20 protein-coding genes are annotated in these 25802 nt (G+C 42.7%); 14 read left to right on the top strand and 6 right to left on the bottom strand.

All coding sequences use genetic code 11. From position 1 onward, the window contains the following. Positions 1–220: 220 nt before the first annotated feature. Together dprA and ALKIM_RS0105880 are read right to left on the bottom strand one after the other, a co-directional pair. On the bottom strand, positions 221–1339 hold the full coding sequence (gene dprA, locus ALKIM_RS0105885) for a DNA-processing protein DprA (RefSeq protein WP_026473830.1): 1119 nt from the start codon (positions 1337–1339) through the stop codon (positions 221–223). A gap of 30 nt (positions 1340–1369) precedes the next feature. After that, a complete protein-coding gene (locus tag ALKIM_RS0105880; RefSeq protein WP_026473829.1) occupies positions 1370–1819 on the bottom strand; it encodes a hypothetical protein in 450 nt (149 codons plus the stop codon). Between the two features lie 302 nt (positions 1820–2121). Between ALKIM_RS0105880 and ALKIM_RS0105875 the strand changes: the two genes are divergently transcribed. The 8 genes from ALKIM_RS0105875 to ALKIM_RS0105835 all read left to right on the top strand — a co-directional run bounded on the left by ALKIM_RS0105875 (position 2122) and on the right by ALKIM_RS0105835 (position 10837). Then, positions 2122–3108, top strand: coding sequence for a receptor L domain-containing protein (locus ALKIM_RS0105875; protein WP_026473828.1), 987 nt, complete (start codon positions 2122–2124; stop codon positions 3106–3108). A 252-nt stretch (positions 3109–3360) separates the two neighbouring features. Next, entirely contained in the window at positions 3361–3924 is a 564-nt protein-coding gene (locus ALKIM_RS0105865; RefSeq protein ID WP_218916672.1) for a hypothetical protein, read from the top strand. A gap of 17 nt (positions 3925–3941) precedes the next feature. Further along, positions 3942–4784 carry a hypothetical protein gene (locus tag ALKIM_RS0105860; RefSeq protein WP_026473826.1) on the top strand — a complete coding sequence of 281 codons (843 nt, stop codon included), beginning with the start codon at positions 3942–3944 and terminating at the stop codon, positions 4782–4784. 346 nt (positions 4785–5130) lie between these two features. Further along, the gene (locus tag ALKIM_RS0105855) at positions 5131–5661 is read left to right on the top strand and encodes a hypothetical protein (RefSeq protein ID WP_157363802.1); all 531 of its coding nucleotides are present in this window, start codon (positions 5131–5133) and stop codon (positions 5659–5661) included. Positions 5662–5875: 214 nt separating this feature from the next. Further along, complete coding sequence (locus ALKIM_RS0105850) at positions 5876–6877, top strand: S41 family peptidase (protein WP_026473824.1); 1002 nt, start codon at positions 5876–5878, stop codon at positions 6875–6877. Beyond that, positions 6877–8358 carry a hypothetical protein gene (locus ALKIM_RS0105845; protein ID WP_026473823.1) on the top strand — a complete coding sequence of 494 codons (1482 nt, stop codon included), beginning with the start codon at positions 6877–6879 and terminating at the stop codon, positions 8356–8358. The genes ALKIM_RS0105850 and ALKIM_RS0105845 overlap by 1 nt, the downstream gene beginning before the upstream one ends. Positions 8359–8529: 171 nt before the next feature. Then, on the top strand, positions 8530–9597 hold the full coding sequence (locus tag ALKIM_RS0105840) for a 3-dehydroquinate synthase (protein WP_026473822.1): 1068 nt from the start codon (positions 8530–8532) through the stop codon (positions 9595–9597). A gap of 16 nt (positions 9598–9613) precedes the next feature. Further along, entirely contained in the window at positions 9614–10837 is a 1224-nt protein-coding gene (locus ALKIM_RS0105835) for a 3-phosphoshikimate 1-carboxyvinyltransferase (protein ID WP_026473821.1), read from the top strand. Here the strand turns inward: ALKIM_RS0105835 and ALKIM_RS0105830 are convergent. Beyond that, positions 10830–12338, bottom strand: coding sequence for an acyl-CoA dehydrogenase family protein (locus ALKIM_RS0105830; protein WP_026473820.1), 1509 nt, complete (start codon positions 12336–12338; stop codon positions 10830–10832). The two genes, ALKIM_RS0105835 and ALKIM_RS0105830, sit on opposite strands and share 8 nt — an antisense overlap. A gap of 419 nt (positions 12339–12757) precedes the next feature. On the opposite strand from ALKIM_RS0105830, the gene ALKIM_RS0105825 reads away from it, so the two are divergent. The 4 genes from ALKIM_RS0105825 to ALKIM_RS0105810 all read left to right on the top strand — a co-directional run bounded on the left by ALKIM_RS0105825 (position 12758) and on the right by ALKIM_RS0105810 (position 14983). Further along, positions 12758–13216 (top strand): cold-shock protein, encoded by a 459-nt coding sequence (locus ALKIM_RS0105825; protein WP_026473819.1) that lies wholly within the window; start codon positions 12758–12760, stop codon positions 13214–13216. A gap of 276 nt (positions 13217–13492) precedes the next feature. Next, on the top strand, positions 13493–14152 hold the full coding sequence (locus ALKIM_RS0105820; RefSeq protein ID WP_026473818.1) for a DUF2975 domain-containing protein: 660 nt from the start codon (positions 13493–13495) through the stop codon (positions 14150–14152). A 2-nt stretch (positions 14153–14154) separates the two neighbouring features. Next, positions 14155–14373, top strand: coding sequence for a helix-turn-helix domain-containing protein (locus ALKIM_RS0105815; RefSeq protein ID WP_026473817.1), 219 nt, complete (start codon positions 14155–14157; stop codon positions 14371–14373). A 202-nt stretch (positions 14374–14575) separates the two neighbouring features. Beyond that, positions 14576–14983, top strand: a complete 408-nt coding sequence (locus ALKIM_RS0105810) for an Hsp20/alpha crystallin family protein (protein WP_235714384.1) — start codon at positions 14576–14578, stop codon at positions 14981–14983. Positions 14984–15031: 48 nt separating this feature from the next. On the opposite strand, the gene ALKIM_RS0105805 is transcribed toward ALKIM_RS0105810, so the two are convergent. Both ALKIM_RS0105805 and ALKIM_RS0105800 read right to left on the bottom strand, forming a co-directional pair. Further along, entirely contained in the window at positions 15032–16102 is a 1071-nt protein-coding gene (locus ALKIM_RS0105805) for a PorP/SprF family type IX secretion system membrane protein (RefSeq protein ID WP_044117773.1), read from the bottom strand. A 21-nt stretch (positions 16103–16123) separates the two neighbouring features. After that, positions 16124–20038, bottom strand: a complete 3915-nt coding sequence (locus ALKIM_RS0105800; protein WP_026473814.1) for a PKD domain-containing protein — start codon at positions 20036–20038, stop codon at positions 16124–16126. A 383-nt stretch (positions 20039–20421) separates the two neighbouring features. Here ALKIM_RS0105800 and ALKIM_RS0105795 point away from each other — a divergent pair, with 383 nt between their 5' ends. Then, positions 20422–21333 (top strand): proline dehydrogenase family protein, encoded by a 912-nt coding sequence (locus ALKIM_RS0105795; protein ID WP_026473813.1) that lies wholly within the window; start codon positions 20422–20424, stop codon positions 21331–21333. Here ALKIM_RS0105795 and ALKIM_RS0105790 read toward each other — a convergent pair. Continuing rightward, positions 21323–22633: an MATE family efflux transporter gene (locus ALKIM_RS0105790; protein WP_026473812.1), complete on the bottom strand. Its 1311-nt coding sequence runs from the start codon at positions 22631–22633 to the stop codon at positions 21323–21325. The genes ALKIM_RS0105795 and ALKIM_RS0105790 overlap by 11 nt on opposite strands. A gap of 122 nt (positions 22634–22755) precedes the next feature. On the opposite strand from ALKIM_RS0105790, the gene ALKIM_RS0105785 reads away from it, so the two are divergent. After that, a complete protein-coding gene (locus tag ALKIM_RS0105785; protein WP_044117772.1) occupies positions 22756–25740 on the top strand; it encodes a PEP/pyruvate-binding domain-containing protein in 2985 nt (994 codons plus the stop codon). Positions 25741–25802: the final 62 nt, after the last annotated feature.

Raw genomic sequence — 25802 nt, 5'->3', positions numbered from 1 at the left:
TTATTCACCGGAATAGTTATACTGAACCTTTCTGTTTTTGTTTCAATTACATCTGCTTATTTGATGTGTGTTAGTTTGAAAAGGGGTTATGAGGCTGTAACGAATCATCGTCTCTTTTCCGGATATGTAACGAAAAATAGATGCTCGAAGAGCTTATCCGGAAGATCCCAGTATCAAGAATTTTCCGTAATTAAACGTAGGCAGTATCTCAAATAATCTACTATGTGTTGAGTTTGAATATTCCTCCAGGCCTGCTCTTCACGAGGCCTTTAAACTCCAGGTCGAGAAGTGTTGCAGAAGCCTTGCCAACCGGAAGGTTACAGCTCCGAGCCAGCAGATTTAGATTCATCTCTTTTTCCACCAACAGAATGTCCATTATGGCTTTCTCTTCAGGTGTTTCAGGGGAACTGAAAAGTGTCGGTTGTTTTGGCTTGCCTGAATTGACTTGGCTTTCCCATCCGAGGGCATACTCCAAATCGTCGACAGATTCTATCAGTGCGGCGATATTTGTTTTTATCAGTTTGTTGCATCCGCCCGAGGCCTCATCACCCACTCGTCCCGGGTATGCAAGAACGTCGCGTCCATAGCTGGCAGCTATGTCGGCAGTTATCAGAGCGCCCCCTTTTACTGCGGACTCTATCACAACCACAGCATCGCACAAGCCGGCCACAATGCGGTTTCGTCTCACAAAATTGGGCTTGTCGGGATTGGTCCCTGTCATAAATTCGGTTATGAGTCCCCCTTGTGTGATCATTTCGCGCGCTGTATGGGTATGGGTACCAGGGTAAATGCGATCCAAGCCATGTGCCATCACCGCCACGGTAGACAAGTTATGTCGCAGTGCTGCTCTGTGTGCGCAAATATCAATACCGTAGGCCAAACCGCTTATAATAAGCGTTTCAGGGTGGCGGTGCGCAATGTCAGCAATCAGTTTTTCGCATAGTGAGAGACCTGTGTCGGTAGGACGCCGGGTGCCGATAATACTCAGGATTTTGGTGCTGTCGAGGTTGGCATTTCCTTTTACGTATATCATAAGTGGGGCGTCGTCGCAAAACGTAAGGCGCTTAGGATAGGCGGCATCAGTAAAAAAGATTGGCTTTACTTGGTGTTTGTGGATGAATTCCAGCTCCTTTTCGGCACGCGCCATCAATTCTTTGTTTATGCCGGCACGAATTTGACAGGCTATGGCCGGGCCTATTCCGGGAATTTTTTCAAAGCTGTTTTTTTCGTTGAAAACAGCCTCTACAGAACCCAAATAGGCAATGAGATTTCGGGTAAGTCGTGGGCCAATACCTTTTATAAGGCTTAGGGCAATCTGGTATTTTTCGGTAGGTTCCAAGTCGGGATAAGGATGAGGCGGGTGATATGATTATTTTTCCATCTTCTTGAAGAAGTTGATGATGGACTCTTGTTCGTTCTTTTTGAGAGCAGAAAGCCCAACTGCCGGATAGCGAGCCACGCCGCGTGCTGTCTGTTCATATACATAAAGAAACTTAAATAGGCCTCCCATCAATTCTTTTACTTCATAGCTGTGATATCTGGCCCATTCTATTTGGATACGTTTGTATTCACGCCCCATGGGAAACAGGTTAAAGTGCTTGATGCGAAACAGATCATCTTCCGTATCAATTTCGAGATAATGAAACCCTCCACGGGCAAAAACTATGGCAATCACTATTATCAAAGCGCCCAACAGATATTGTACAATGGCAGGCACATTGATATTTAGGGCAAACGAGAGTGCAAATAGTGTTAGCGTAATAAGCCAGGCTGCTGCAAATGATTGAATGACAGTGCCGGAAGTTTTTTTGTTGTTCATTATTCAGTATTTTGTGATATGCAAAAAACAAAATATTAGTTTAAAAACAAAATCATTTGATAGCAGCCATGTATTATTTAGACTTAGGGCAATAATACGCACCAATATTTCATTGCTTTTTGCTACTTCTGAGTTGTTAGTTTGTTTCTGAATAATTATAGTTTATTTTGATTTATCAAAAAAATGCAAGTATTTTGCTTTTATGTTGATATTGTTATTTTATGTCATTTTTTTTGTGAAGAATTTGGGTTGATTAAAAAGTATAATTGACCCGGATAATAGATAACCTTAACCTGACTCTAATGCCCCAAACTCGATTTCGCAATAACTGCCAATATATTTTTGTTGATCGTTCTAGCCTAGGGTTACTCGTTCTCCTATTTTTATGTGCCTGCTCCAAAGATGATGTCCCTGAAAATGTTTTCCTTACTACACAATGGGAAGTTGATGCTTTTAACCATAAAACGGTTAATGGCGACTTGGTTATCAGTGGTGATTTTATTACCGATTTATCGGCCTTAAAAAGATTGAAATTTGTTGCCGGCAGCTTAGTTATCAGGAGGAATTATTTTTTGACCTCGCTTGAAGATCTTGGTAATTTAAAGGAAGTTGGCAAAGATTTAATGGTTACAGATAATCCGGATATTCAGTCGTTCGATGGATTTGTTAATCTTGAACGAATTGGGCGGGATATTTTAATATCAGACAATAATTCCCTTGTTTCGCTTGCCGGTTTAAATCGGCTAACATCATTTAATGGAAATCTGCTTATAAGCCATAATGAATCGTTTACTGATTTTGCCGGTTTTAAAGGGGAGCATCTTCAAACTCTGACAGTTAATTCAAATACCTCGCTTACAAATTTTAGTTCCTTGGGAGAGGTAAAGAAAATCACCAGTTTTTCGGTTCACAGCAACAACGGTTTAACCTCTTTTGAAGGTTTTAATAACCTTAAAAGCATTGACGGGACTCTTTATGTTAGCGGTAACCGGGCTTTAATATCGTTTTCAGGACTTACATCACTTCAAACCATCAACCAATTAACTGTTGTTGGCAATGAAAACCTTGAGTCGTTTGACGGGCTCTCCGGATTGGCCTCAATCACCGGCAGAGTAGTTATTGGAGGGCATGACAATGCAGCCAATCAGGGTAATCCAAAACTTAGAGATTTCTGTCCCATCCGAACTGCATTGTTGCAAAAAAGTAACTCGTTAGATATTATTATTTTTAATAATGCCTATAATCCCACATTTACCGATTTTGTAGAGGGGAGATGTTATAATGAATAATTTATTTTTTTTAATTCGAATAGAAACGGACAAACAAAAAACTGTTTATGCCGAAGAATAGTAAGCATAAACAAACGGAATGGAGAAAAAGAAGCCCCTACTCCTGAATGCCGAAAGAATTCAAAAGAAGAAGGCTTCAAAGCTAAAGTTTACTAACGAGAGTTGCACCTCTCAAGAAAACACACAAAAATATGAAAAATATAAGTTTTGTTTTGTTGTTTTTTAATGCTCCCAGCTTGCAAAGACAATGGGGTGGGAGGGCCACCTCCAATCAAATCATGTAATTGGGTCAATGATGAAAGGGTTGTTTATCAGGATTTAAAGTTAATTTACGCAGGAGCAGATTTGCTAAATTACAGATTTATTTATGGAGATGGACCAATTACCTCTTTTTCGAGTATTTTTTGTTGTCATAATGAACAAAAGAAATCTGAGATAAAGGTTACTACTAAAGCTAACGGATGTACAGGAACTACCAGTAAAACAGATTTGTTTACATTCGATAATTATGCTCGTTCAGTAGGTATCAATGATATTAGGAATTTAAGTGGACCAACAAATTCAAATGGATTTCCTCAGGTTACAGTTGAAATAAAATCAGGCATTCATCGAGCAACTAATGGTACCCAAGGTTATGTCGTTTGGTCAAAAACAGCATCAGCCGAGCCATATGCTTTGCAAAACGGAACCTTTAACGGGGTGTTTAAAGCAATAGCCTCGACTTCAGGAGTTTCTGGGAGCGATATTATTCTTGAGCGAGTGTACGTAGGTGGGGAATATAGAATGCTGGAATTAAGTCTGGAAAAATTGTACTAATTTTTATTTAAACAACTATGAAGTATTTATTGTATATATTTATAATTGTCATCTTAATTTCATGCGATGATAATGAAGTTTCTCAAAAAGAAACTAAAATAGAAGCTTTTGAGAATAAGGTTATTGAGAGAATTATTACTACCACTCCATCAAAATACAGCAATTATTTTTTCAGTGATGCTGAAATGGCCGGTTACTCAACATTAAAAGAACATTCTTTAGCTGAAAGAGTATTGGTGCCGGTTGTTAACGAGAAGTCGGGCGATTTAAAAAGTGCCGGTTCAAGTGTTACTTTTTTAGCAAACGGATTGGAGCTTAAGAACTCTAAAAACCTAAAAAGCGGAAAAGTTATAGATGTGGATAACTATTATAAAAACTGGTATGGTACTGATGTGACTTTTGTATTAAAAAGCGGACAGCAGTTAAAAAGTGGAGGTGGTGAAGTGACTGGCATTAGCATGTATATTCCGGACTTGGTAGAGATAACTGCACCTGCAATTGAAACCGAAGAAGAATTGTATCCCTATTGTTTTTATGATAATTTTAGATTGGCATGGAATGCTGATGAAAAGAACGAAAACGGACTGGTTGTAATGGTTGAATGGTTGGGGACAACACTGTCACAAAGCGACGACTCTAATCAATATGTTAGAAATATTGATGTTATTGAAGTTGATAATGGAGAAGCAATTTTAGATAACAGATTGTTTGAAAATATACCTGACAAAGCACTTGCTTACATTACGCTGTTGAGGGGGAATATTGAAATAGCAGAAATAGATGGTGCAGCTTATCGTCTTTTTGGTGAAAGTCATGCTGTGCTACCTTTTATATTGATTCGTAATATTAAAACCAATTAATACTTTTATAGGACTGTCCGTATTGTTTTATTATAACGGACAGTCCCTTTTTATAATACTTTCAACCTTGAAGTGCTTTTGTATGTACTATTATGTAGTCGTTTTTCTTATTTTAATATTCTGCGCTAATGGTAATGCACAAATATCAAAATCAGATTCAACAGCTCGGCACCGATTCTTTTTTTATGATGGTTGTATAGCCTTTAGCAATACACGGGTAATTCCCAATGGTTTACCGGGTAAGACTAACGGCATTGCATATACCTTTGAAAAGCAATCGTTGACGAAAGCCCGTACTTTTATATTTAATATTCAATACAATTTTGGCCGATTGCATAATAACTTTATGTCAGATAAAGCTGCGGCATATACTTTAAAAGAGATAAATATGGGTGGTAGTTGGCTATGGCCGGTTAAAACAGGTAACAACCGGTTTTTTGTTAAGGCAGGTGGAGGTATTTTTGGTCATGCAGAGTATTTTAACCCCGGAAAAATGACGGAAGCGCTGTTTATTTCTGCGAATCCGGTTGGGAACTGGAACCAGTCTGTCAACGGTGCCATTAATTTGGCTTACAAATGGGATAAGTTACAAATTCGGAATAATTTAAATGTTCCAATTATTGTTGGCGGCTTTTTCCCCGAATACCAATATTTCCCGTCACCCATCAACCGCGAGCCGGTTTCGTATATTACGGAGCCCAACGTTTTGGCTTACTTTGGTAATTACCGAAAGGTTGATTATACATTTACCCTTGATTTTTTTGCGGGTAAGCTAAGGTACAGCATTGGTTATCAATTTATGTATAACAGTTTTATTATTAACGGTAATACTCAAAAATTCATGCAAAACATGGTTGGTTTGGGTATTGGACTTTAATAGTGTTGATTTAGCGGTTAAAATTCTATGTTGAAATTTTTATTAAGATGATTAGATTTAAGATTATTAGATGGATAGACCTGCCTGCCGGTAGGCCGGTAAGTCTGGAAAGATGCTAAGACATCTATAAAAACTTATAAATCCCCTCTATCTATCTTACATCTAAATTTAAAGGTTACCTGTTAAAGCATAATAACAAACTTTTGTAAGCATTATGTTTAAAAAAATTATCGCAGTTGCATTATTTATCAGCCAAATGGCGTGTCAGGACAGCATTGTTAATCCTGATAATTCGTATGAGGGTATCTTTCAATCGTTCTGGGAAATAATGGACGAGCGTTACGTTTTTTTTGAAGAGAAGAACGTTGATTGGGATAAGGTGTATAGCGACTGGCTGCCCGTTTTTAAAGAGATTAAAACCGACTCGGCGGCGGTGGCGGCATTTGATTCAATTATTCGTATTGTTAACGATGCACATGTATGGGTTCGATCGAATAATGGCGAAAGGGCCGAAATGTTTTCGGATGATAGGTTTTTCCTTGTTTTTTGGAAGATTTATAAACGATATGGTTATTCTAAGATAAGGGAAGGCGTGCGTTACCATACTGCCCAATTACCCGGTTCGGTAGCTTACCTTCGTGTTTTACCCCTTTTGGAAGTTGTCAACTATAATCAGTTGGAATTAGAAGGGTACGATTATACCAACGGGTTAATTATTGACCTACGAGACTGTACAGGAGGATTTGAGACCGGTTATAAAATCTGTGGCATTTTCTATTCAGGAATAAAAACACTTACTTATAGTCAGACAAAAAGTGGTAAAGCCCACAATGCCTTTACTAAGCCCGAACCTTTAAGGTTAAAGGGAACAGGGTTGGTGCCTGATGATATACCCTTGGTAGTTTTAATAAATGGCAACACATACAGCATGGGTCATGGCATAGCTACCATTATTAACGACTTAACCAATTGTGTTATAGTTGGGGAGCCCACATCAGGGGGTGGGGGTTCTATTTTTGAAGTTTTTTTGCCCGGCGGATGGAGCTTTTCTTATACGGCCACCAGAAGTATTAACCTTTCAGGGCAGCTCACCGAGAAAGGCTTAAGCCCCGATGTTTTTATACCTGTCTCGCGCTCTTTTTATGATGAGGTTCATAGCCAAACCGGAGAAGACCCTCAATTGGAAAAAGCACTGGAAATAATTAATATTAATTGATGGACTATTTAAAGTCGATAATAGCAGGCCTCCTAAGCGGCTTCATTTTATTTGTTTCGTATAAAACCGGATTCTCCTTTTTTTCCTTTTTTTTTCTGGTGCCATTTCTTGCCATTTCAGCCTTCTATCAAACTAAGAGGGTTTTGATATTATTAAGTGCTTTATCTTTCCTTATTACCTGGCATGCCCTAAACTTGCAGTTTCTTTTTTCATTTAGCTATTCTTTTTTAAATAGGGTTGCACCTCTGGGAATTGTGTTGTTTATTATTGTAGGCATACTGCCCTTTTTGTTTCTAATATTAAACACCAGGTATAAAGTTGCTTTGTTTGTTTGTAGTTGGGGTTTAATTGAAATTCTTTATATGAGATGGGATTTTTCTTCACCCTTTTCTTCTTTAGGAATCGTTTTGGGAGGTTCTCCTCAATTAATTCAATGGTATCAGTTTACAGGAGTAACTGGTGGTAGTTTATGGATTTTGTCAATTAACTTTTTGCTTTATAATTCAATTGATGCTAAAGTTTTTTCAAACCCCCAAAAAAGGTGTTTGCTTTGGATGTTTTTATTCGTTTTCTTAATCCCGGTATCTTTGTCATCTTTTTTTTATCTTTTTAAAAAAGAAAAAAATGAGGTGCGAAATGTTCGTGTTTTTAGTTTTAGTAGTTCAGAAGATGAAATGGCTATATGGCAGAGAGTTAAGCTGTTGTTTGATAGTGTTGATGCCAATAAATACATTGATTATAATGTTTTACCTGAACTAATTGTGTCGTTAAATAATCAAAAAGTTGAGAGTCATGACAATTTGGTTTATCTGCGGGAGTTGGCATGTAGTAGTAGGACAAACAGTGTTTATGTGTTAGGGGCTGATTTGTTTGCTTGGCAAAATCAGCAAGTTTTGGCAGTTTCAATCGCATGTGATAAAATTCAACAACGCAACAAGGAACTCTTAGTTCCATTTGGGGAGCGGATTCCATTGTCAGGTGTGTTGAGTAAATTGAAATTTATAAATGAAAAAAATCCCTATCCATATATTTCTTCTCAAAATGGAGATGAAGTTTTTTGTCAGGGGGTAGATAAATTTCATGTATCTGTATGTTTTGAATCTTTTTTTGAAAATCATGTTGCTAGATACTTAAATGATGAAGTCGGAGTTATCTTTGTAATTGCAAGGGAGCCATTTGTTTATAATAGGCATTATAGAGATTTAACTCTTTTATTAACCAGAGTTCAGGCCATTACTTTTCAGAAGGATATTGCCAGATCATCATGGATTGGGGTGTCATGTATTGTTAAGGCTAACGGTCAGATAATCAATAGTGTTTACAATGAAAATCAGATAGTTGAATCTGAAATTGACTTCTCTAAGGGTATTTCCTTTTATGGCAAATATGGTGTTTATGTTAATCATATATGTCTTTTATTATTATTCCTTGTTTTTTGTTTTATATCAATTTATAGCTACGTCAATAATCGCTCTCGTTGAAAAACCGTATTTTTGCATTAGTTATATTAAGAATAGAGATGGTTGGCGGCGGCTTAAATAAGTAGTTCTGTATAGAATGTTTACAGGAAATCCATTTACTCTCAAGATGTTGATGCTTTTGAGGGTTGTGGTATGCTTGATAAAGGCGCCACCCTTATTAATCTACTTACGATGCAAGAACTCAATACCAAAGAAACCAGCGTTGCTTTAGCCGATGACTTGGCCAACGACCTTGCTCTATTATTGGAGCCTTATAAAAGGGAGAAAATTTTTGTTCTTACCGACGACAATACTTTTAAAATGTGTTTCCCCCTGATTCAGCAAGTGCCGGGCATTTCTTTTGATCGGTGCATCATAATTGGTGCTGGTGATGCTCATAAAGATATTGCCGCGCTTACAAAAGTTTTGGAAGCCCTGGTGGTTGGTGGTGCCACACGTCATTCGCTGCTGGTGAATCTGGGCGGCGGAATGCCTTGCGACCTGGGTGGTTTTGCAGCTGCCACATTCAAAAGGGGCATTGCATTTATCAATATCCCCACCACATTGTTGGCGCAGGTAGACGCTTCGGTTGGAGGAAAAACCGGCATCAACTTCATGGGTTTTAAAAATGAGATTGGCTCATTTATGCAAGCCCGCCAAGTGTTGGTGGATACCTCGCTGCTGAAAACACTCGACAGTGAGAACCTCATTTCGGGTTTTGCGGAGATGATTAAACATGCCTACCTGAAAGGAACCGAGATGCTCGAACGTACGCTGCGGTTCGATATTCTTAATCCTGACATGAAGGAATTGGCTGCTCTGGTGGCCGAATCCATCAAGATAAAAGATGAGTACGTTACGGCCGACCCCTTTGAGAAGAACATTCGCAAGGCGCTGAACCTCGGGCATACCATAGGCCATGCATTTGAAAGTTTTGCCTTGAAGAAGAACCGTCCTGTTTTCCATGGCTATGCCGTGGCGTATGGCATGGTGGCAGAGCTTTATCTGGCGCACCTGAAGCTGCAATTTCCCATGGCGTTGGTGGAGCAGCTTAGCGAATATGTGAAGCGGGTTTATGGCAGCTTTGAATATGCCGCTGCAGATTTTGACTATCTGTATGAAACCATGACGCACGACAAAAAGAATCAGGCCGGTCGCATAAATTTTACATTGCTGCGAAATCCGGGCGAAGTGGCCATTAACATCCATTGCGAACGTCACGAGGTGGAAGAGGCTTTGAAATATTTTATCGGTAAATAAATTTCAACGAGATATTATGTCCATTACTATAAATGCCCCTCAGCGAATCAAATCCATTGATGTTCAGCTGCCTACATCCAAAAGTATCAGCAACAGACTTTTGATTCTGAATGCCTTAAGTTACAGCCCTTATCCGATTAAAAACCTGTCGGATAGCGACGATACAGAAGCCATGCTTTCGGTATTTAATTCCAACAGCAATCATTTTGACATTGGTGCTGCCGGAACCACCATGCGGTTTTTAACTGCTTATCTGGCAAAAATTGTGGGAGAGTGGACGCTTACCGGAAGCGAACGCATGAAGCAACGACCCATTCACGTGTTGGTCGATGCCTTGAATCAATTGGGAGCCAGAATTGAGTATCTTGAAAATGAAGGTTTTCCGCCTTTGCGTATTTTTGGTAGTTCGCTCACCGGAGGTGAACTTGAATTGCCCGGAAATATTAGCAGCCAGTATATTTCGGCGTTGCTGATGGTGGGACCAACCATGGAGAATGGTTTAAAACTGCGGCTTACCGGAAATATCACCTCAAAACCATACATTCATCTAACCTTAAAGTTGATGGAGATGTACGGCGTAAAATGCAGATGGGAGGGCAATGTGATTGAAGTGCCAGTGGCCAATTATAAGGCGGTGGAAGCTAAGGTAGAGGCCGATTGGAGCGCCGCATCTTACTGGTTCGAAGTGGTGGCGTTTGCTCAAAAGGGTGACTCGGTATGCCTCAAGGGTCTTGACCGTTACAGTTGGCAGGGCGATGCGGCTGTGGCAGAGTTGTTTAAGAAGCTGGGTGTGCAGAGCAAGTTTTCAGCCAAAGGACTAACGCTAACCAATACCGGTGAGGTGGCAACATCTTTCAAGCACGATTTTACCAATGAGCCTGATTTGGCGCAAACTTTTGCCGTGGCATGTGCCTTTTTAAATGTACCGTTTAATTTCACCGGACTGCACACTCTGAAGATAAAGGAGACTGACCGTATTTCGGCATTGGTTACTGAGTTGGGTAAGTTCGGATATGTTCTTGAAACCAATAATGCTGACAATTTGGTTTGGAAAGGCGAAAGAAAAGAGCCTGCAACCAACATCGAAGTGGCAACTTATAAAGACCACCGTATGGCCATGGCGTTTGCTCCGGCGGTTCTAAAAACCGGTAATCCGATAGCAATTGCTGACCACATGGTGGTGACCAAATCCTATCCTGGTTTTTGGCAGGATTTGGCCGCGGCTGGGTTTATCATGTAAACCGCAACCATTCACCTTGCTCTGAATAGTTCTCTACCACTTCCGGGTGGCTCGAGTTTTTGAATGAGCTAAACATCATTTCAATGTCCTGACGAATAACTGTCAGGGCATTTTTTATGAGTTTTGCGGGGAAGCCAGTCTCGCCTGCATTTACTACCAAGTCGGCTGATACCAATCTACTTACGATTTGGCCAAGCTCTACCATTTTGCGTTGCGAGAGGGTTGTGTTTATCTCAAAATCAAACAAGTTTTTTGTTTCGGCAACAAATTTCTGCGTCAAATGATACTGTTTCAGGTAATTGTACAGGTTTGTCTCTTTAATTTTTTTCATCGATTTAATCACCGCCTCCGAAATCTGAGCGTATAAAATGTCGTTTGAGCCTTCAAATATTTGGAACGGACGGCTATCGGTGATTCCCCTGCCTGCAATGTGGGTGAGTTTATAGGCTTGCGCTCCTACCAATTGCGTAGCCGATTGTGCTGTTTCCTGCATTAAGTCGGTCACATAGCTCTTTACTGAGTTGGCTTCAACGCCAATCCCTGAGAGGTCATTTTCGATGCCAGCCACGCGACTGCTGTGAATACACATGGCCGATGCAATGGTATAGGCTGCTTGCATACGTGCCAATCTGCTTTGTACCTGATCATATTCAAAAAGTGATTTTCCTCCTACCAGTCGCTCACGCACATGCAATATTGATTCATCGAGCAGACGTTGTATAAATCCCAGTGCCATTCCCGGAAACTGCATTCTGCTGCGGTGAAGCAGGTCGAGCATCAGCATTACTCCGGTTGTATGAGGTATCAGTTTGTGGCTGTCGGGAATCAACACATCAAGGCGGTTTTTTCCGTATGGAATCTGGTAAAGTCCGAGATTCTCATAAATCTCCTCTACCACTATCTGTTGATTTGGTTTATTTACATCGCAAATAAAGAATTCAATGTCGCGTTTGAGATTGCCTGATGGGGCACGTTCGCGTGAGGTTAGCAGCCAAAACTCGGCCCATCCTGTGAGACCGGCCCAATGTTTGGTTCCTTGGATGTGACTTATCCCATTTTCAGTGGTGTGCGAAGTTTGCATGTTTAGCGCATCGCTGCCAAAGCCGGGTTCCGTTATCATCAATCCACCCATGTTCTGGTGGTTCAGAAACCTGTTGAAAACCTCTTTTTTTGCATCTTCCTGCGCATATTTTGCCACAGGTTGAAGAAACAGCGCAGAGTTTATGCCAAATGTGAGTGATAGTGCCAGTGACTCATACGATGCTGTGGAAAGAAGCGCAATGTTTTCGCGCATAATACTACCTCTGCCGCCATACTCTGTTGGTATCCCAACCGAGAGCGGGTTCAGATCCATTATTTCACGCATTACAAAAGGGGGCATTCCTCTTTTAACAGCAAGGTTGTTTATGTCTGCACGCGTGTGAAAAACATTGTGCATGCGTTGCTTCAGTTCTTTCAGGAAGGTGTCGAAAGGTAATTGATGTTCTTTTTTGCTAATCATGAAGTAATTGATATGTGTGTTTGATTTGAATTATCCGTCGGGATTTTGGTATTGAAGTTTTTTAAGGTATGTTATGTTCTTAAACATCCGAAAACGGATAAAGTTTTGTAAGAGGGCGCGGTGTCTCTCTTTACTGAATGATTTTTTTTATCGCACCAAATATTTTTTGTGTATTATTTTTTTTGATTGAGTTTTTAGTGACAGCGATAAAATTAATTTAAATTCTGCTGCCTTATAATCCAGTAAATAAGCGTATTATAAAAATTATTGCCTGCTTAATTTTTGTGATGAGGCCATTTTTTGTAATATTCTGTGTTGTGTAATTTATTGAAAGTCAATAAATATTGCGTATATTCACCGGCGCTTACATCGAAAATCGATGGATTTGAGCACAAGAAATTTAAAATTGATTATAGCGAATGGGAAGATCACAAGAATCGTTTGGAAAGAAAGAACGAGAAAAAAAGAGATTAAAAAAGAAGCAGGATAAAGAGAAGAAGAAGGAGGGAAGGGAGAAATCAAGCATGGACGACATGATTGCCTATGTTGATGAGTTTGGCGCAATTACAACCACCCCTCCTGAAATGCAGAAGAAAAGGGTCGAGGTTAAAGTCGAGGATATACGCATTGGCGTGCCACGTCAGTTAGATGAGCCAGAAGATCCCATCAGAAAAGGTGTTGTTACTTTCTATAATGAATCTAAAGGTTATGGATTTATTAAAGATTCGATGAGTGGCGACAGTGTATTTTTTCACCTAAACGGTTTGTTACAGCCGGTTAGGGAGCGTGATGAGGTTAGTTTTGAAACCGATAGAGGTTTAAAAGGAATCAACGCCATCAAAGTTAAATTGGTAGGAAAAGATAGTGAAGAAGCCTAATCAGGCTTTGCCTCTAAACTAACATATAATATTCCTCCTAAAAGCGCCGACCCTCGTTTGGGTCGGCGCTTTACACACAGGAATTGTCGGGAGGAAATAAATAATCCCAAGTGCAAATCTCTCCTTTTATTTTCTTAAGCGTGTTACCCAAATGTTAATGCTACTTTAAATCTGAAGGATTTTTTTTATCTGAAATTATTGTTTTACGATAATTATTGTTTGTTTTATAGTATTTAGTGCTATATTTGTTATCGATAAACGATAAATTCCCATGCTATGATTTATTTTAGTAACCGAACACGTACAATTGCGCTGGCTGTTTTAGCTGGTTTTATCTATCTGTTTATGGTTGTAGATACAGTTCTTGAAGGTCGGGAGGATTTTTTACTCGGTTGGCATCAGGGATATAACCATGGCGAAATTGATGGAGAGATTTTTTTTCTGGATTTACAGGCCAAGGGGAGTGTGACCAGCTTTTTTGATACACTGCTGCTTTCTGATGGGGTGCAATTGGCCGCCAGGTATCGTGGTGTAAAGGTTTTGGTGCCCGAAATGGCTCTTGACAGAAGCAGTTACAGGTATTATTCTATTGTGAACGTGTTTCTTGCAATAGTGGCAGTTCTGGCAGTCATTGTATTGCCTTTTTTGATGTATCGGGTGCTTCATAATGTTTATAAAGGAGAGATGTTCTGCGGACAAACGGTTTCTCGCATCCGGCTAATTGGAGCTATTTTAATTGTTTATTACCTCGCCAATTTTATATGGGAGTATAATTATTATATGATACACAAGATGGTTTTTGATCCCATGCACTATTCTATAGTAATGGGAGAGTCAAACCTCATTTATCTGATGTTGGGAGTGGTTGTGTTGCTATTGGCTGAAGTTACAAGCGTAGCAATACGTATGAAAGAGGAACTTGATTTAACTGTGTAGATATGGCTATAGTTGTTAATCTTGATGTGATGATGGCGCGGCGCAAGATTTCGTTAAATGAACTTTCGGAAAAGGTTGGGATTACTCCGGCAAATTTATCAATCTTAAAAACGGGCAAGGCCAAGGCCATCCGTTTTAGTACGCTTGAGGCCATCTGTTTTCATCTGAATTGCCAGCCAGGCGACATTCTCGAGTGGATTCCGGAAAACACTGAAGACTGAAAAAATGACAGATTTTAGCAGAGAGTTGTGACAGATTGGCTGCGTAAAAACCTTGATTCGTGACATTATGTCCTGAAATAGAGCGTGGTACAGATGTTGATTCTGTTGGTGTACAATTCAACAGAGACAAATTAAATATCATGTATCACAAAAATAGTAGGAGGACATAATCATGACTATTGTAAGAAGATTCAACAACCAGATGCCAGAAATCGCTAACATTTTTGATGATTTCTTTGGAGGAGATCTCTTTACCAGACCCATCGCATCCGCAAGAAATTCTGTGCCGGCAGTGAATATTCGCGAAACGCAGGATGAATATGAAATTGAGGTTGCTGCACCCGGTGTTTCAAAGGATGACTTTAAGGTGGAGATTCACAACAACGTGCTTACCATTGCTTGCGATAAGGAAGAGAACCATGAGCAAAAAGAAGGTTATACCCGTAGAGAGTTTTGTTACAGTGGATTCCGTCGCTCTTTTTCCATCCCACGCAATGAGGTGGATGAAACAAAGATAAATGCAGCCTATAAAGATGGCATATTGCGTGTGACCCTTCACAAGCGCGAGGAGGTGAAGCCCCGGCCGGCCCGTATGATCAACATAAATTAATTCAAAACAAACGCCGCATTGATGCAACTTTCAATGCGGCGTTTGTTTTTAAAATACCCGGCGGCGTTTTTGTCTGTATTTATAGGCATCTATCAGCGGATTGGCTGCATCGCTGCACGGCACTGCTGGCCTGCGGCCACCTATGCGCAGTTGTGCCTGCTGGTTAAACTCGAAAATGAGGGATATCTCGTGAGCGCCTGCACTTTGTAGCGCCAGATTGGAAACGGTGATGTCATAGCTGTACCCAAACCTGAAAGGGCCGTATTTGTAGCTCATCAATAAAATCACGGCATCGTGGTTGAGGCGGTTTTTCACCTCTCCAAAAATGGGTAATCCCCGATACCAAATGCCTACCTCTATGGGATTGTTAAACCAGTAAAACCCCAGGTCTAACTGATTAAAGGTGCTTTGACGCTGGAATCGGAAACTGGTCGCAAACGCACGATCCAGTCCAACCCTGCGGCGTTGCTCGGTCCAGATATTAGCGCCACCAAACACCACATATTTTCTATCAAGTTTTATCTCTTCGCCCAGTAGCGAATGGTTTGGTTGTGCCAGGTGATCTATGGTGATGCCTGTCCAGAATCGGGCGTTGTAAATCAGTCCCGATATCGCAAAATCAACAAACTCGGTGTTTTCATTGGCCAGTCGCTCCCAGGAGCCTGAGGCGCCGCCACTGATGCTTTCATCTGCAAATATGAGCTTGCTGAAATCCAGTGCGCGGCTGCCGTAGGCAAACTGAATGCCAGGCACAAACTGCAAATCATCATTGATGCGTACATTGTATGAATACTGCAATGCTGCATGGGTAAAGGAGAGGTTGGCACTCCCTGCTTTGTCCTGTATGATTTGCACACCGATGCCACTGTTAAAGCGGGTAAAGAAATTATCGAACGATACGGCGGAGGTGGTAAATGCTTTGGAGATTCCAGGCCATTGATTGCGGTGATTCAGCACCAGTCGCCCACCATCGGTGCCGCCGGCCAGTGATGGGCTTAGGTATAAGGGTGAGGCATAGAATTGAGAAAAGTGCATGTCCTGAGCCTCTGAATTATCAGCCAGAAATAACAGCAGAAAAATCAATCCACAATGTTTCAGTATGTTGTTCTGTTTTATCATGTACCTTATCTCTCGTTGTTTTTATCGGATGAGGGTTACATCACCGGCTATTACATGTACTTTTCCGTCAGATGTTTTATACCTTGCCCGCCAAATGTAAACGCCCTGCTGTGCCAGATTACCTCGGTGGTATCCATCCCAGCCTGTCTCTAATTCATTGCTTTCAAATATCAGTTCGCCCCACCGTGTGAAAATCTGAAGCTGATACTCTTCAACACCTTTTTGAGTGAATGGATAGAACACATGGTTACGTGGGTCGCCATATTGGTATCTTCCTCCGGATGGCCCGGATGGATTAGGGGTAAAGGCGTTGGGAAACCTCAGTTCTCCACCTTGTTCTACTTTAACGGCTTCGTTGATGGCATACACATCTTCACACCCATCGTTGTTGGTTACCCGTAAGGTAATGGTGTAGTATCCTGGAGCGGCATACCGGTGCGATGGCGAAAAATCGCGTGAAGTAGTGCCGTCTCCCAAATCCCAGTAATAGGCGGTGGCACCTTCACTTCGGTTGATTATTGCCGGATTTTCTCCGGGTATGAATATTACTTTTGGAATCACATCAAATAGGGCAGTAGGCACCTCATAAACCATAACTTCCACATCGTCGGCAGTGGCTGTTCCACCTGGCCCGGTGGCCGTGAGAGTCACTCTGTAGAGTCCCGGTACTCGATAGGTGTGCGTAGGAGCAATTTCCTGCGACATGCGTCCGTCGCCGAAATCCCACAAATAGGAGGTGGCGTCCAGCGTGTTGTTAGTGAATGTGACTTCCAGCGGTGGACAGCCGGCATCTGGGTTGGTGCCAAATTGAATTTGTGGTACCATGGGTCTTATTAGTACCGGCAAAGAGGCCGAGCTGCGGCAATAGTTGTTGAAAGCAGTAAGGGTAATGTGGTACGTGCCTGATTGTGCGTAGCTGTAGACGCCCGGGTTTTGGGAGGTGGACTGATTGCCATCGCCAAAATCCCATTCGTAGCTCCAGCCTGTTCCTGTGGTTTGATTGGTGAGGGCAAAGGTTCTGTCGGGCATCTGCAATTCATCGGGCGAGACTGTGAAACGAGCTTCGGGAGAGGGATATACTGTAATGGTTCCATTTGCCGTTGCTGCGCATGAGAAAGCGTTGGTTCCCGTTACCTGTATGTTGTAGGTCACATCTTGGCTGGTCTCATTTGTGAATGTGTGATTCAGTCGGAAGTTGCCAACAATTTGATTGCCATCACCAGTGTTCCAGATGTAACTCATAGCACCAGGCGTAGCAGTGAGTTCTGCCTGCAATGGGTGACAGCCTTCGCCCGGCACAACGCTTAAATCCATCACTACTGCCGGATATACCGTAATTTGAATTTCAGTAGAGTCAACACAGCCAAACTGGTTTTCGGCCAACAGTTTTACAGGGTAGGCAGTTACAAACGGATTGCTGTTGAAAAAGGTCTTTTGTGGCGCAAACTCGCTGCTCTGGCTGTTGTCATCAGAAAAATGCCAATTATAGGATGTAGCGCCTGTTGTTGTGTTGGCAAATGATACATTGAGTGGAGAACAGCCCGCTATAGGTGTGGCCGCTGCTCTTACAACTGGCTTTGGTGCTACTTGTAGCGGAAAACTATAGGTGTCGTTACAGTTATAGCTGTTTAAAGCAGTTAGTGTGATGGTATAGGTTCGGACGGAGCCTGTCAGGTTCTCGTAAGTAAATTCGGGTTCTGTTTCGGTGGAGGTGACTCCACCACCCAGCTCCCAGATGTATGAGTCAGCGTTTGTACTTTGGTTTGGGAAAATTATGGTGGCCGGTGAGCAGATGATATCGGGCTGTGGCTCCGAAATGGCTTGTGCCTGGGGTTTAAATAAGATGGTTACACTGGCAGAGTTGCTGCAGTTTATACCGGCCGACTCAGTCCATGTAAACTCATATTGACCCGGCAAGTCAACATTTACTAGGGTTACGGCAGAGTTTATATCGTTAAAGGTTGCACTGCCTGTTCCCGCCGTCATTGTCCAGACTCCTATGCCCATATCGGGAAGTGCCTGGAGTGTAATGGATTGTCCGCACAACTCAGCATTGGGCATAATTCCCGGCTGTGGAAAGGATGAAAAGTTGATGGTGACATCGTCCGAGGCAATACAACCATCTAAATCTATCATCCATTGGAGGTTGTATGTGCCCGTTTCGCTGACAGTAATTTGTGAGTTGGTTGCTGTGGCATCTGAAAAGCCAACAGTGCCAGGCCCAGACATGAGACTCCAAAGGCCAACGGCATTGGCTGGAGATGAGGAGCCGTTTAATGTGTAATTTAGACCGCAAAGAGCATCATTGTCGCCGGCATTGGCCAGCGGTTGCTCTTTAACCACTACCGAAATTGTGGCTTCGGCATGACATCCTGTTTCATCTTCTACTCTGTAGGTGAAATCAAAAGTTCCGATTTCGGTTGTTACAAAAACCGGGTTTTGGATGTCTGTGGCTGAGAGTTTGTCTGTATGTGGTCCACTCCATTGGTGCAGAATATAGTTTTGTGTCCCTCCTGTGTTAATGGGTTCGATGGTAACCGGAACACCTTGGCAAGCCACAATTGGGGTTGGGTCAAATTCAATTTTTATGTCATCAACCAATACATTAACCGGTAACTCAGATTTACAACCCTGCGAATCTGTCACATTAAACAACAGACTGTAAGTATCAGGTGTGTTGGTGGTGAAAATGGGATTGTAAATGTTGGTGGCGCTTAACGGAGCAGTATCGCCCTGCCACTGAATGGTGTAAGCAGGTGTGCCACCCGTAACAGTTGCTTCAAGCTGAACCGAGAGTCCCGGGCACATATATATGGGTTCATCCACATTTATACTGATGTTTGGCGACTCAAATACCTGTATGTTAGTAGTGCCACTTGCCGAGCAACCATCGGCATTGGTAACATTGTATGTGATAAGGTGGTTTCCGGCTCCCGCAATGGATGGGTAGAAACGTCTGCTGTTGGGGTTCGTGATGCCCGGCCCACTCCATTGTCCACCGGGTGTTGCAGCTGTGAGCAGCACCGATGGGGCGTTGTCGCAAAATGGTCCTACAGCACCAATGGAACCATCGGGCAGCGCAACAATTATGGCTATGGCGGTGGTCACTACCGGAGGATGATCACCATTAATCGGGTCGGCGGGAGGGCCGGGGATGTTGGGGTCGTCATAGGGATTACAAACGTTCCAGTTGCGGATGGTTACTTCAAAATAATCACCCACGTTGTAATGGCTGGGAATATAAATTGGCTGACTTGTATTCATGGGTGGAACCGGGCCTTCGACCGGTTGTCCGGTAACTTCAACGGGGCCGGCGTGAGGATAAGCAAGCATTTGCCCGCCTACCAGTGCCTCAGAAATGGTGGTGCCGCCGGTTCCATAAATCCACTGTATCCATCTCCTGCTGTTGTTTCGGCGGTCGAGCTCTATGGGTGGTACGCAGTTCCACTGGCTGGCATCGGTGAAAGTAACGGTTCCGTCATTGCCTAAACAGATGGGGAAACGTACCGGGTTTATGCGCATCACACCGCCGTTCTCATCATCGGTATCCCACACTGTAACCTGCTGTGTCTGTATTGAGCTTGTGCACAGTACACCATTTACCACCAGCATGGTGGATGGCTGATAATTACATCTGTTGCCTCCCTTTGGATAGATGTGGCTGGCAGTGATTCGCCACTGGTTATTCACCGAGTTATAAGTAGCAGGCACTATCTGTGGAGGGGTACCATCTCCCCAATCCACATAAATTTCGATGGGGCCAGTGCCCGTTACGCCGCCAAAGAATATCTCCCACTGTGCAGTAACGGGCGCACATGGCTTATCCTGAACCATGTTGTTGCCTTTTGAAAGGTAGTCGCAGTCCTGTGCCAACGCATTGATGCCTGACACAATAGATAATATAAGAATCAAGCCGAAACCAAATAACCGGTTCATATAAAGTCCTTAATTGTTAATTTAACGGACATGCGTAAATCCTGTATCTGGCCAATGGATGTATGCCGCTTCGCATAACAGGAGCTACACAGAGTTTTCAAAATTGAATTTTGGGCTCAGCCGATATTTTTATTGAGTTATCGACGCGCGTAACTGATAATCATAAGTTCACACATTTTTCAACAGATGTCAAATATCAGTCATTAAAATGAGTTTCATCATTCTTTTTTTTTAGACTGATGGTGAACTTAGAATTGGGAGATTACTGATTCTCCTGAGAGCGAAAGGGTCGGTTTCTAATGAGTTTTCAATATGTTCATTGTAAACTGCCGCAGTTAATACTGCCAAAATTTGAATAGAACGGTATCTTATCAATTAAACGTATGTTTCATCATCTCATTGCATCGTTTCTGCCACATTTACCTAAAAAGTTTATCTGGCTGTTTTCCCGAAGATATATTTCGGGTGTAAATCTGGAAGATGCCGTAAAAACAGCGCTTCAACTGCATCCTGCCGGCGCATGGACTACAATCGACAGGTTGGGTGAGTTTATCACCTGCATGAAACAGGCTGAAGAGAGCCGTGATGCATATATGACAATCATCGATAGGTTTGGAATCGAAAATCTGAATGTGACTTACTCACTTAAGCCATCCGGTTTTGGTTTGCTCATCGATTTTGAAGCCTGTTACGAGTTGATACGGCAAGTGGTGATGAAGGCGCACGATGGCAACCAACTGGTGCGCATCGACATGGAAGACTCAGCCTGTGTGGATAGGGAAATTGAGTTATACCGAAGGTTGCATGCAGAATTTCCGGGTAACACAGGAATTGCCATACAATCCTATTTACGTCGTACGGCTAACGATTTGAAGGAAGTTGCCGAGTGGCACACATCTGAATCGCCTGTCAATATTCGGTTGTGTAAAGGCATATACAATGAATCAGAAAAAATTGCATATAAAAGACCCGAGGAGATAAACCGGCGATATCTGGCCGATTTGGAATTTCTTCTGAACAGGGGAATATATACCGCCATTGCCACTCATGACAAAGAACTTGTGAACGGCGCGTTTGGTTTAATTGATAAGTATCAACTAAGCCCAACCCAATATGAGTTTCAGATGCTGTATGGCGTATCGCCCGACTTACGCACGGCCATTATCGAAAAAGGTCATCATTTGCGCGTTTATGTTCCTTACGGAGAGGAGTGGTTTGGTTACTCAACGCGACGCCTGAAAGAGAATCCCGAAATGGTGAAGCACATCATAAAAGCGATGTTTGTCAGGGCTTAAATTCATTAAACGACCTGATGGCTTTGGGGTATAAGATGGTGAGCAGTACACCCCTCGCCAGCATAAAAAGCACCATCGATATCCAGATGGCATGGTTTTGTACATGCGGAAAGAGCAGGTAAAAAGGTATAAAGAAAAAGAGAATTGCTGAAATTATCATGCTGTTGCGCATGGCTCGCGATGCGGTAATGCCTATGTATATGCCATCCCATATAAACGATGCAAAACTTACCAACGGGATTAATGTAACCCAAAGCAGATAATCTTTACCTTGATCAAGCACATCACTCTGCTTGGTGAAGAGTCGCAGAAGGCTTTCACCCATCAGTGCATAGATTAATGTAAAGAGAATGGCCAGGCCGGCGCCCAAAAGCATCAGTTTGCGAATGGTGCCTCCGAGCATTGTTTTGTTTCTGGCGCCATAATATTTCCCCACCAGTGCTTCTCCGGCGTATGCAAATCCATCCAGGAAATAGGCAAACAGAAAAAGATATTGCAACAATGCGCTGTTGATGGCCAAAGTTACATCGCCAATGCCTGCCGAACGGGACGTGAAGAATGTGAAAACAGCTATAATGCAAAGGGTGCGGATAAAAATATCACTGCTCACATTAATAAATTGGCGCATGTTTTTGAGCAGCGGAGCAACCGTCGATGTAAATTCCGGAATTATCCACTTGTATTTTCTGAAAAAGATGACCAGGGCTAAAATTAGTCCGCTATACTGACCCACAACAGAACCCAATGCCACGCCTTCGGCCTGCATATTAAAATGATGCACAAAAAGAAAACTCGTAACAACATTTACCAAATTAACAGTGACAGCAATCAGCATCGGGTAAATGGCATTTTGCATACCCAGATACCAGCCATAAAAAACCATCAGCGTAATGGCTGCCGGTGCAGCCCATATCCTTACAAAGAAATAGTCACGTGCAATGGCTTTTACCTCAGGACTTCCTTCGAGCAGCCAGAAACTGAATTCTGCCAGAGGGATTTGGAGCAGCAAAAGAAGCAGGCTTCCCGATACGGCAATCAACAACCCCCGCTGAAGAACAAGCGCCATCTCCTGTTTGTCTTCCCGGCCAACGGTTTGCGCTGCCAAACCGCTTATGCTCATCCTTAAAAAGGCGAAGCCCCAGTAAACAAAATTAAAGATCACTCCGCCAAGGGCTACTGCTCCCATAAAATGGACTGAGTCCAGATGTCCCATCAGGTACATGTCCACCATTCCAAGCATCGGAACAGTAAGATTGGTGAGGATATTGGGCAGAGCCAGCCTTAATATTTGTCGATTCACTTTTTTTATGCAAAAATAGCGAATTGCCCGCAACCCATAGGCTCCTATTGCCCGATTCTTTGCAAATGTGCGGTTTAATCGGCAGAAAAAATCCTTACATTTACCTAAAATCTATTTAAAATATGACACTGGAGCAAATATATCACAATGCGCAAAACACATTTGAGGATACCGCGTTCGACTTGTTAATGCAAAAGCGTATCCATAAAGTGTTGCTAATTTGCAGTTCTTACGATGCTTTTATGCTCGAAGAAGATGGCCGCATCGATGAACAGATTTTTAACGAATATGTCTCTCTCAACCTGCGCCATCCACCTCAGTTTATTCATGTAGCATCTGCCGAGGATGCTTTTGAAGTGCTTAAAACCAATAAAATTGATTTGGTGATAACCATGTTGAGTGTGGGCGGTATGGATCCTTTCTCTCTTTCGAGAAAAATTAAGGATACCAATGCGCACATTCCAATTGTGGTGCTGACGCCTTTTAGCCGGGAAGTGTCGCTTAAACTAAGCAAAGAGGATACCAGTGCCATCGATTATGTGTTTTGCTGGCTGGGAAATACCGACCTGCTGTTGGCCATCATTAAGCTGATTGAGGATGAGATGAATGCGCCCTTCGATGTGCCGGAGGTCGGCGTGCAATGTATTTTGCTTGTGGAGGACAGTGTGCGGTTTTATTCTAGTTACCTGCCGCTCATCTATAAAATACTCTTTAAGCAATCGCGTAAGTTCATGACTGAGGGACTTAACGAACACCAACAGATGATGCGGATGCGCGGACGCCCAAAAATATTGCTCGCACGTAATTTTGAAGAGGCAATTGAGGTGTACGCAACCTACCATAAAAATATACTGGGTATTATTTCCGATGTATCCTTTAAACACAATGGCGTAAAAGATTCTCAGGCGGGCGTTGCACTTGCGCGTCAGGTAAAGGGAGACAACCCGTTTATTCCGTTTCTGCTGCAATCCTCTGATATGAGCAATCAGGCTGTGGCCAAGGAGATTCGGGTTAGTTTCATTCATAAGCACTCTAAATTTCTGCTTCAGGAGTTGAGGGAGTTTCTGAACAACTATCTTGCTTTTGGCGATTTTGTGTTTGTCAATCCCGAAACGGGGCTGGAGGTAGCTCGTGCTAGCGACCTTCAGGATTTTCAGGAGAAATTGTTGTCAATCCCTAACGAATCGTTGCAGTATCACTTTAAGCGGGATCATGTTTCAAAGTGGCTGACTGCCAGGGCGCTATTCTCCATCGCAGATGTGGTGAAAGAGTTGAAAGTGGACGACAATTCCGACATCGAACAAACCAAGCACGACCTGTATCACATCATTGCCCATTTTAGGATGTACAAAGGGCGTGGCATCATTGCCACTTTCGATAGCGAAAAGTATGATGAGTATGTAAACTTTTCACGTATTGGTGAGGGCTCTTTGGGCGGAAAGGCTCGTGGGCTGGCATTTCTCAGCACCCTGATTAAGAAATATCCGGTGTTCAAGAGTTTCCCCAATGTGGTAATAACCATTCCACGTACGGTTGTTCTTGGAGTTGATGTGTTTGAGGCTTTTATGGAGTCGAATGACTTATATCCTGTCGGTCTGTCGGAAGCTTCGGATGAAGATATTCTGAATCACTTTGTCAGTGCTGAACTGCCGGATTGGGTCGAAAGAAACCTTCTGAAGCTGGCACAGGTGATAAAACGGCCGATGGCTGTGCGCTCATCCAGCATGTTGGAAGATAGCCATCACCAGCCTTTTGCAGGTATTTATTCTACCTATATGATAGCTTACGATGCCGATTACACCAAGATGGCGCGCCAAATGGGCGATGCCATTAAGTGTGTATATGCGTCGGTGTATTTCAAATCCAGTAAAGCTTATATGACCAGTACGCTCAACCTCATTGATGAGGAGCGGATGGGCATTGTATTGCAGGAGATTGTAGGTCAGCAACATGAGAACCGGTTTTATCCAACATTCTCCGGAGTGGGACGTTCCGTGAATTTTTACCCCATAGCACCCGAAAAGTCGGAGGAGGGTATCGTGAACGTGGCGCTTGGCTTGGGTAAACACATTGTGGAAGGTGGTACGTCTCTTCGGTTTTCTCCACGCTACCCGCAAAAAGTAATTCAGTTGAGTTCTCCTGAGATGGTGATGCGTGAGACGCAAAAATCTTTCTACGCCCTCGATTTGGACTCAAGCCATTTCACTCCTTCGGTGGATGATGGTGTAAACTTGTTGAAACCCGATTTGAGAACGGCATTAAAAGATGGCTCACTGCGCTGGATTGGATCCATCTTTGACATGCAAAACCACGTCATTCGTGATGGTACCATGGCCGATGGCTATCCGCTGGTCACATTTGCCAATATTCTCAAGTATGATTCGTTTCCGTTGGCAGGCATCATGACTGAGGTCCTTGAAATTGGCCACAAAGAGATGAACCAGCCTGTTGAAATTGAGTTTGCCGTAGACCTTCAAACGCCTCCCGGCAGCCCGTCGGCTTTTTATCTGCTTCAAATCAGACCAATTGTGGACAGCAGAACTTCATTGGGGCCTGCCGTGCAAGTGACAGACTCCGATCAGGCTTTTATTTATAGTGATTCGGCATTGGGTAACGGCTCTGTTTCTGATATAATGGATGTGGTTTACGTGAACGTAGATGGTTACAAGCCGGCTCAGAACAATGAAATTGCCCGGCAAATTGAGCAGATAAACGATTCATTGCAAAAGGATAATAAGCCATATCTGCTGATAGGTCCCGGACGTTGGGGTTCTCAGGATCCGTGGCTGGGAGTGCCTGTAAAATGGGGCCAGATATGTGGTGCCAGAGCCATTGTGGAGATGGGATTGGAGAATTATCATGTGGAGCCAAGTCAGGGAACGCACTTCTTTCAGAACCTTACATCCCTCAGGGTGGCATACATCTATCTTAACACACATCTGAAGCAGGGAAAGCTGGACATGAGTTGGCTGCAAAGCCAGCCTGTGTATCAGGAAGTGGGGCAGGTGCGGCACGTAAGATTTAATTCGCCACTTGTGCTTAATGTGGATGGCCGTCATGGAAAAGCAATTATGTTATATCCGCAGGTACATACCAAGGAGCAATAATTCTAAATCGATAAAAAAAAACGGACTGAGGGATGATTTCCCGTTCAGTCCGTTTCTTTTTT

It is taken from the genome of Alkaliflexus imshenetskii DSM 15055 (genome assembly GCF_000517065.1).
Lineage (GTDB): Bacteria > Bacteroidota > Bacteroidia > Bacteroidales > Marinilabiliaceae > Alkaliflexus > Alkaliflexus imshenetskii.
Note: the sequence above shows the minus strand (reverse complement) of the source record. Positions and strands in the feature narration are given on the sequence as shown.

Bases quoted from the DNA above. Each gene is read 5' to 3' on its own strand.
- ALKIM_RS0105855 (WP_157363802.1), top strand. From the start codon at position 5,131: ATGTCAGATAAAGCTGCGGCATATACTTTAAAAGAGATAAATATGGGT.
- ALKIM_RS0105850 (WP_026473824.1), top strand. From the start codon at position 5,876: ATGTTTAAAAAAATTATCGCAGTTGCATTATTTATCAGCCAAATGGCG.
- ALKIM_RS0105860 (WP_026473826.1), top strand. From the start codon at position 3,942: ATGAAGTATTTATTGTATATATTTATAATTGTCATCTTAATTTCATGC.
- ALKIM_RS0105835 (WP_026473821.1), top strand. From the start codon at position 9,614: ATGTCCATTACTATAAATGCCCCTCAGCGAATCAAATCCATTGATGTT.
- ALKIM_RS0105800 (WP_026473814.1), bottom strand. From the start codon at position 20,038: ATGAACCGGTTATTTGGTTTCGGCTTGATTCTTATATTATCTATTGTG.
- ALKIM_RS0105830 (WP_026473820.1), bottom strand. From the start codon at position 12,338: ATGATTAGCAAAAAAGAACATCAATTACCTTTCGACACCTTCCTGAAA.
- ALKIM_RS0105785 (WP_044117772.1), top strand. From the start codon at position 22,756: ATGACACTGGAGCAAATATATCACAATGCGCAAAACACATTTGAGGAT.
- ALKIM_RS0105825 (WP_026473819.1), top strand. From the start codon at position 12,758: ATGGGAAGATCACAAGAATCGTTTGGAAAGAAAGAACGAGAAAAAAAG.
- ALKIM_RS0105875 (WP_026473828.1), top strand. From the start codon at position 2,122: ATGCCCCAAACTCGATTTCGCAATAACTGCCAATATATTTTTGTTGAT.
- ALKIM_RS0105820 (WP_026473818.1), top strand. From the start codon at position 13,493: ATGATTTATTTTAGTAACCGAACACGTACAATTGCGCTGGCTGTTTTA.
- ALKIM_RS0105795 (WP_026473813.1), top strand. From the start codon at position 20,422: ATGTTTCATCATCTCATTGCATCGTTTCTGCCACATTTACCTAAAAAG.
- ALKIM_RS0105845 (WP_026473823.1), top strand. From the start codon at position 6,877: ATGGACTATTTAAAGTCGATAATAGCAGGCCTCCTAAGCGGCTTCATT.
- ALKIM_RS0105810 (WP_235714384.1), top strand. From the start codon at position 14,576: ATGCCAGAAATCGCTAACATTTTTGATGATTTCTTTGGAGGAGATCTC.
- ALKIM_RS0105815 (WP_026473817.1), top strand. From the start codon at position 14,155: ATGGCTATAGTTGTTAATCTTGATGTGATGATGGCGCGGCGCAAGATT.
- ALKIM_RS0105805 (WP_044117773.1), bottom strand. From the start codon at position 16,102: ATGATAAAACAGAACAACATACTGAAACATTGTGGATTGATTTTTCTG.
- ALKIM_RS0105880 (WP_026473829.1), bottom strand. From the start codon at position 1,819: ATGAACAACAAAAAAACTTCCGGCACTGTCATTCAATCATTTGCAGCA.
- ALKIM_RS0105840 (WP_026473822.1), top strand. From the start codon at position 8,530: ATGCAAGAACTCAATACCAAAGAAACCAGCGTTGCTTTAGCCGATGAC.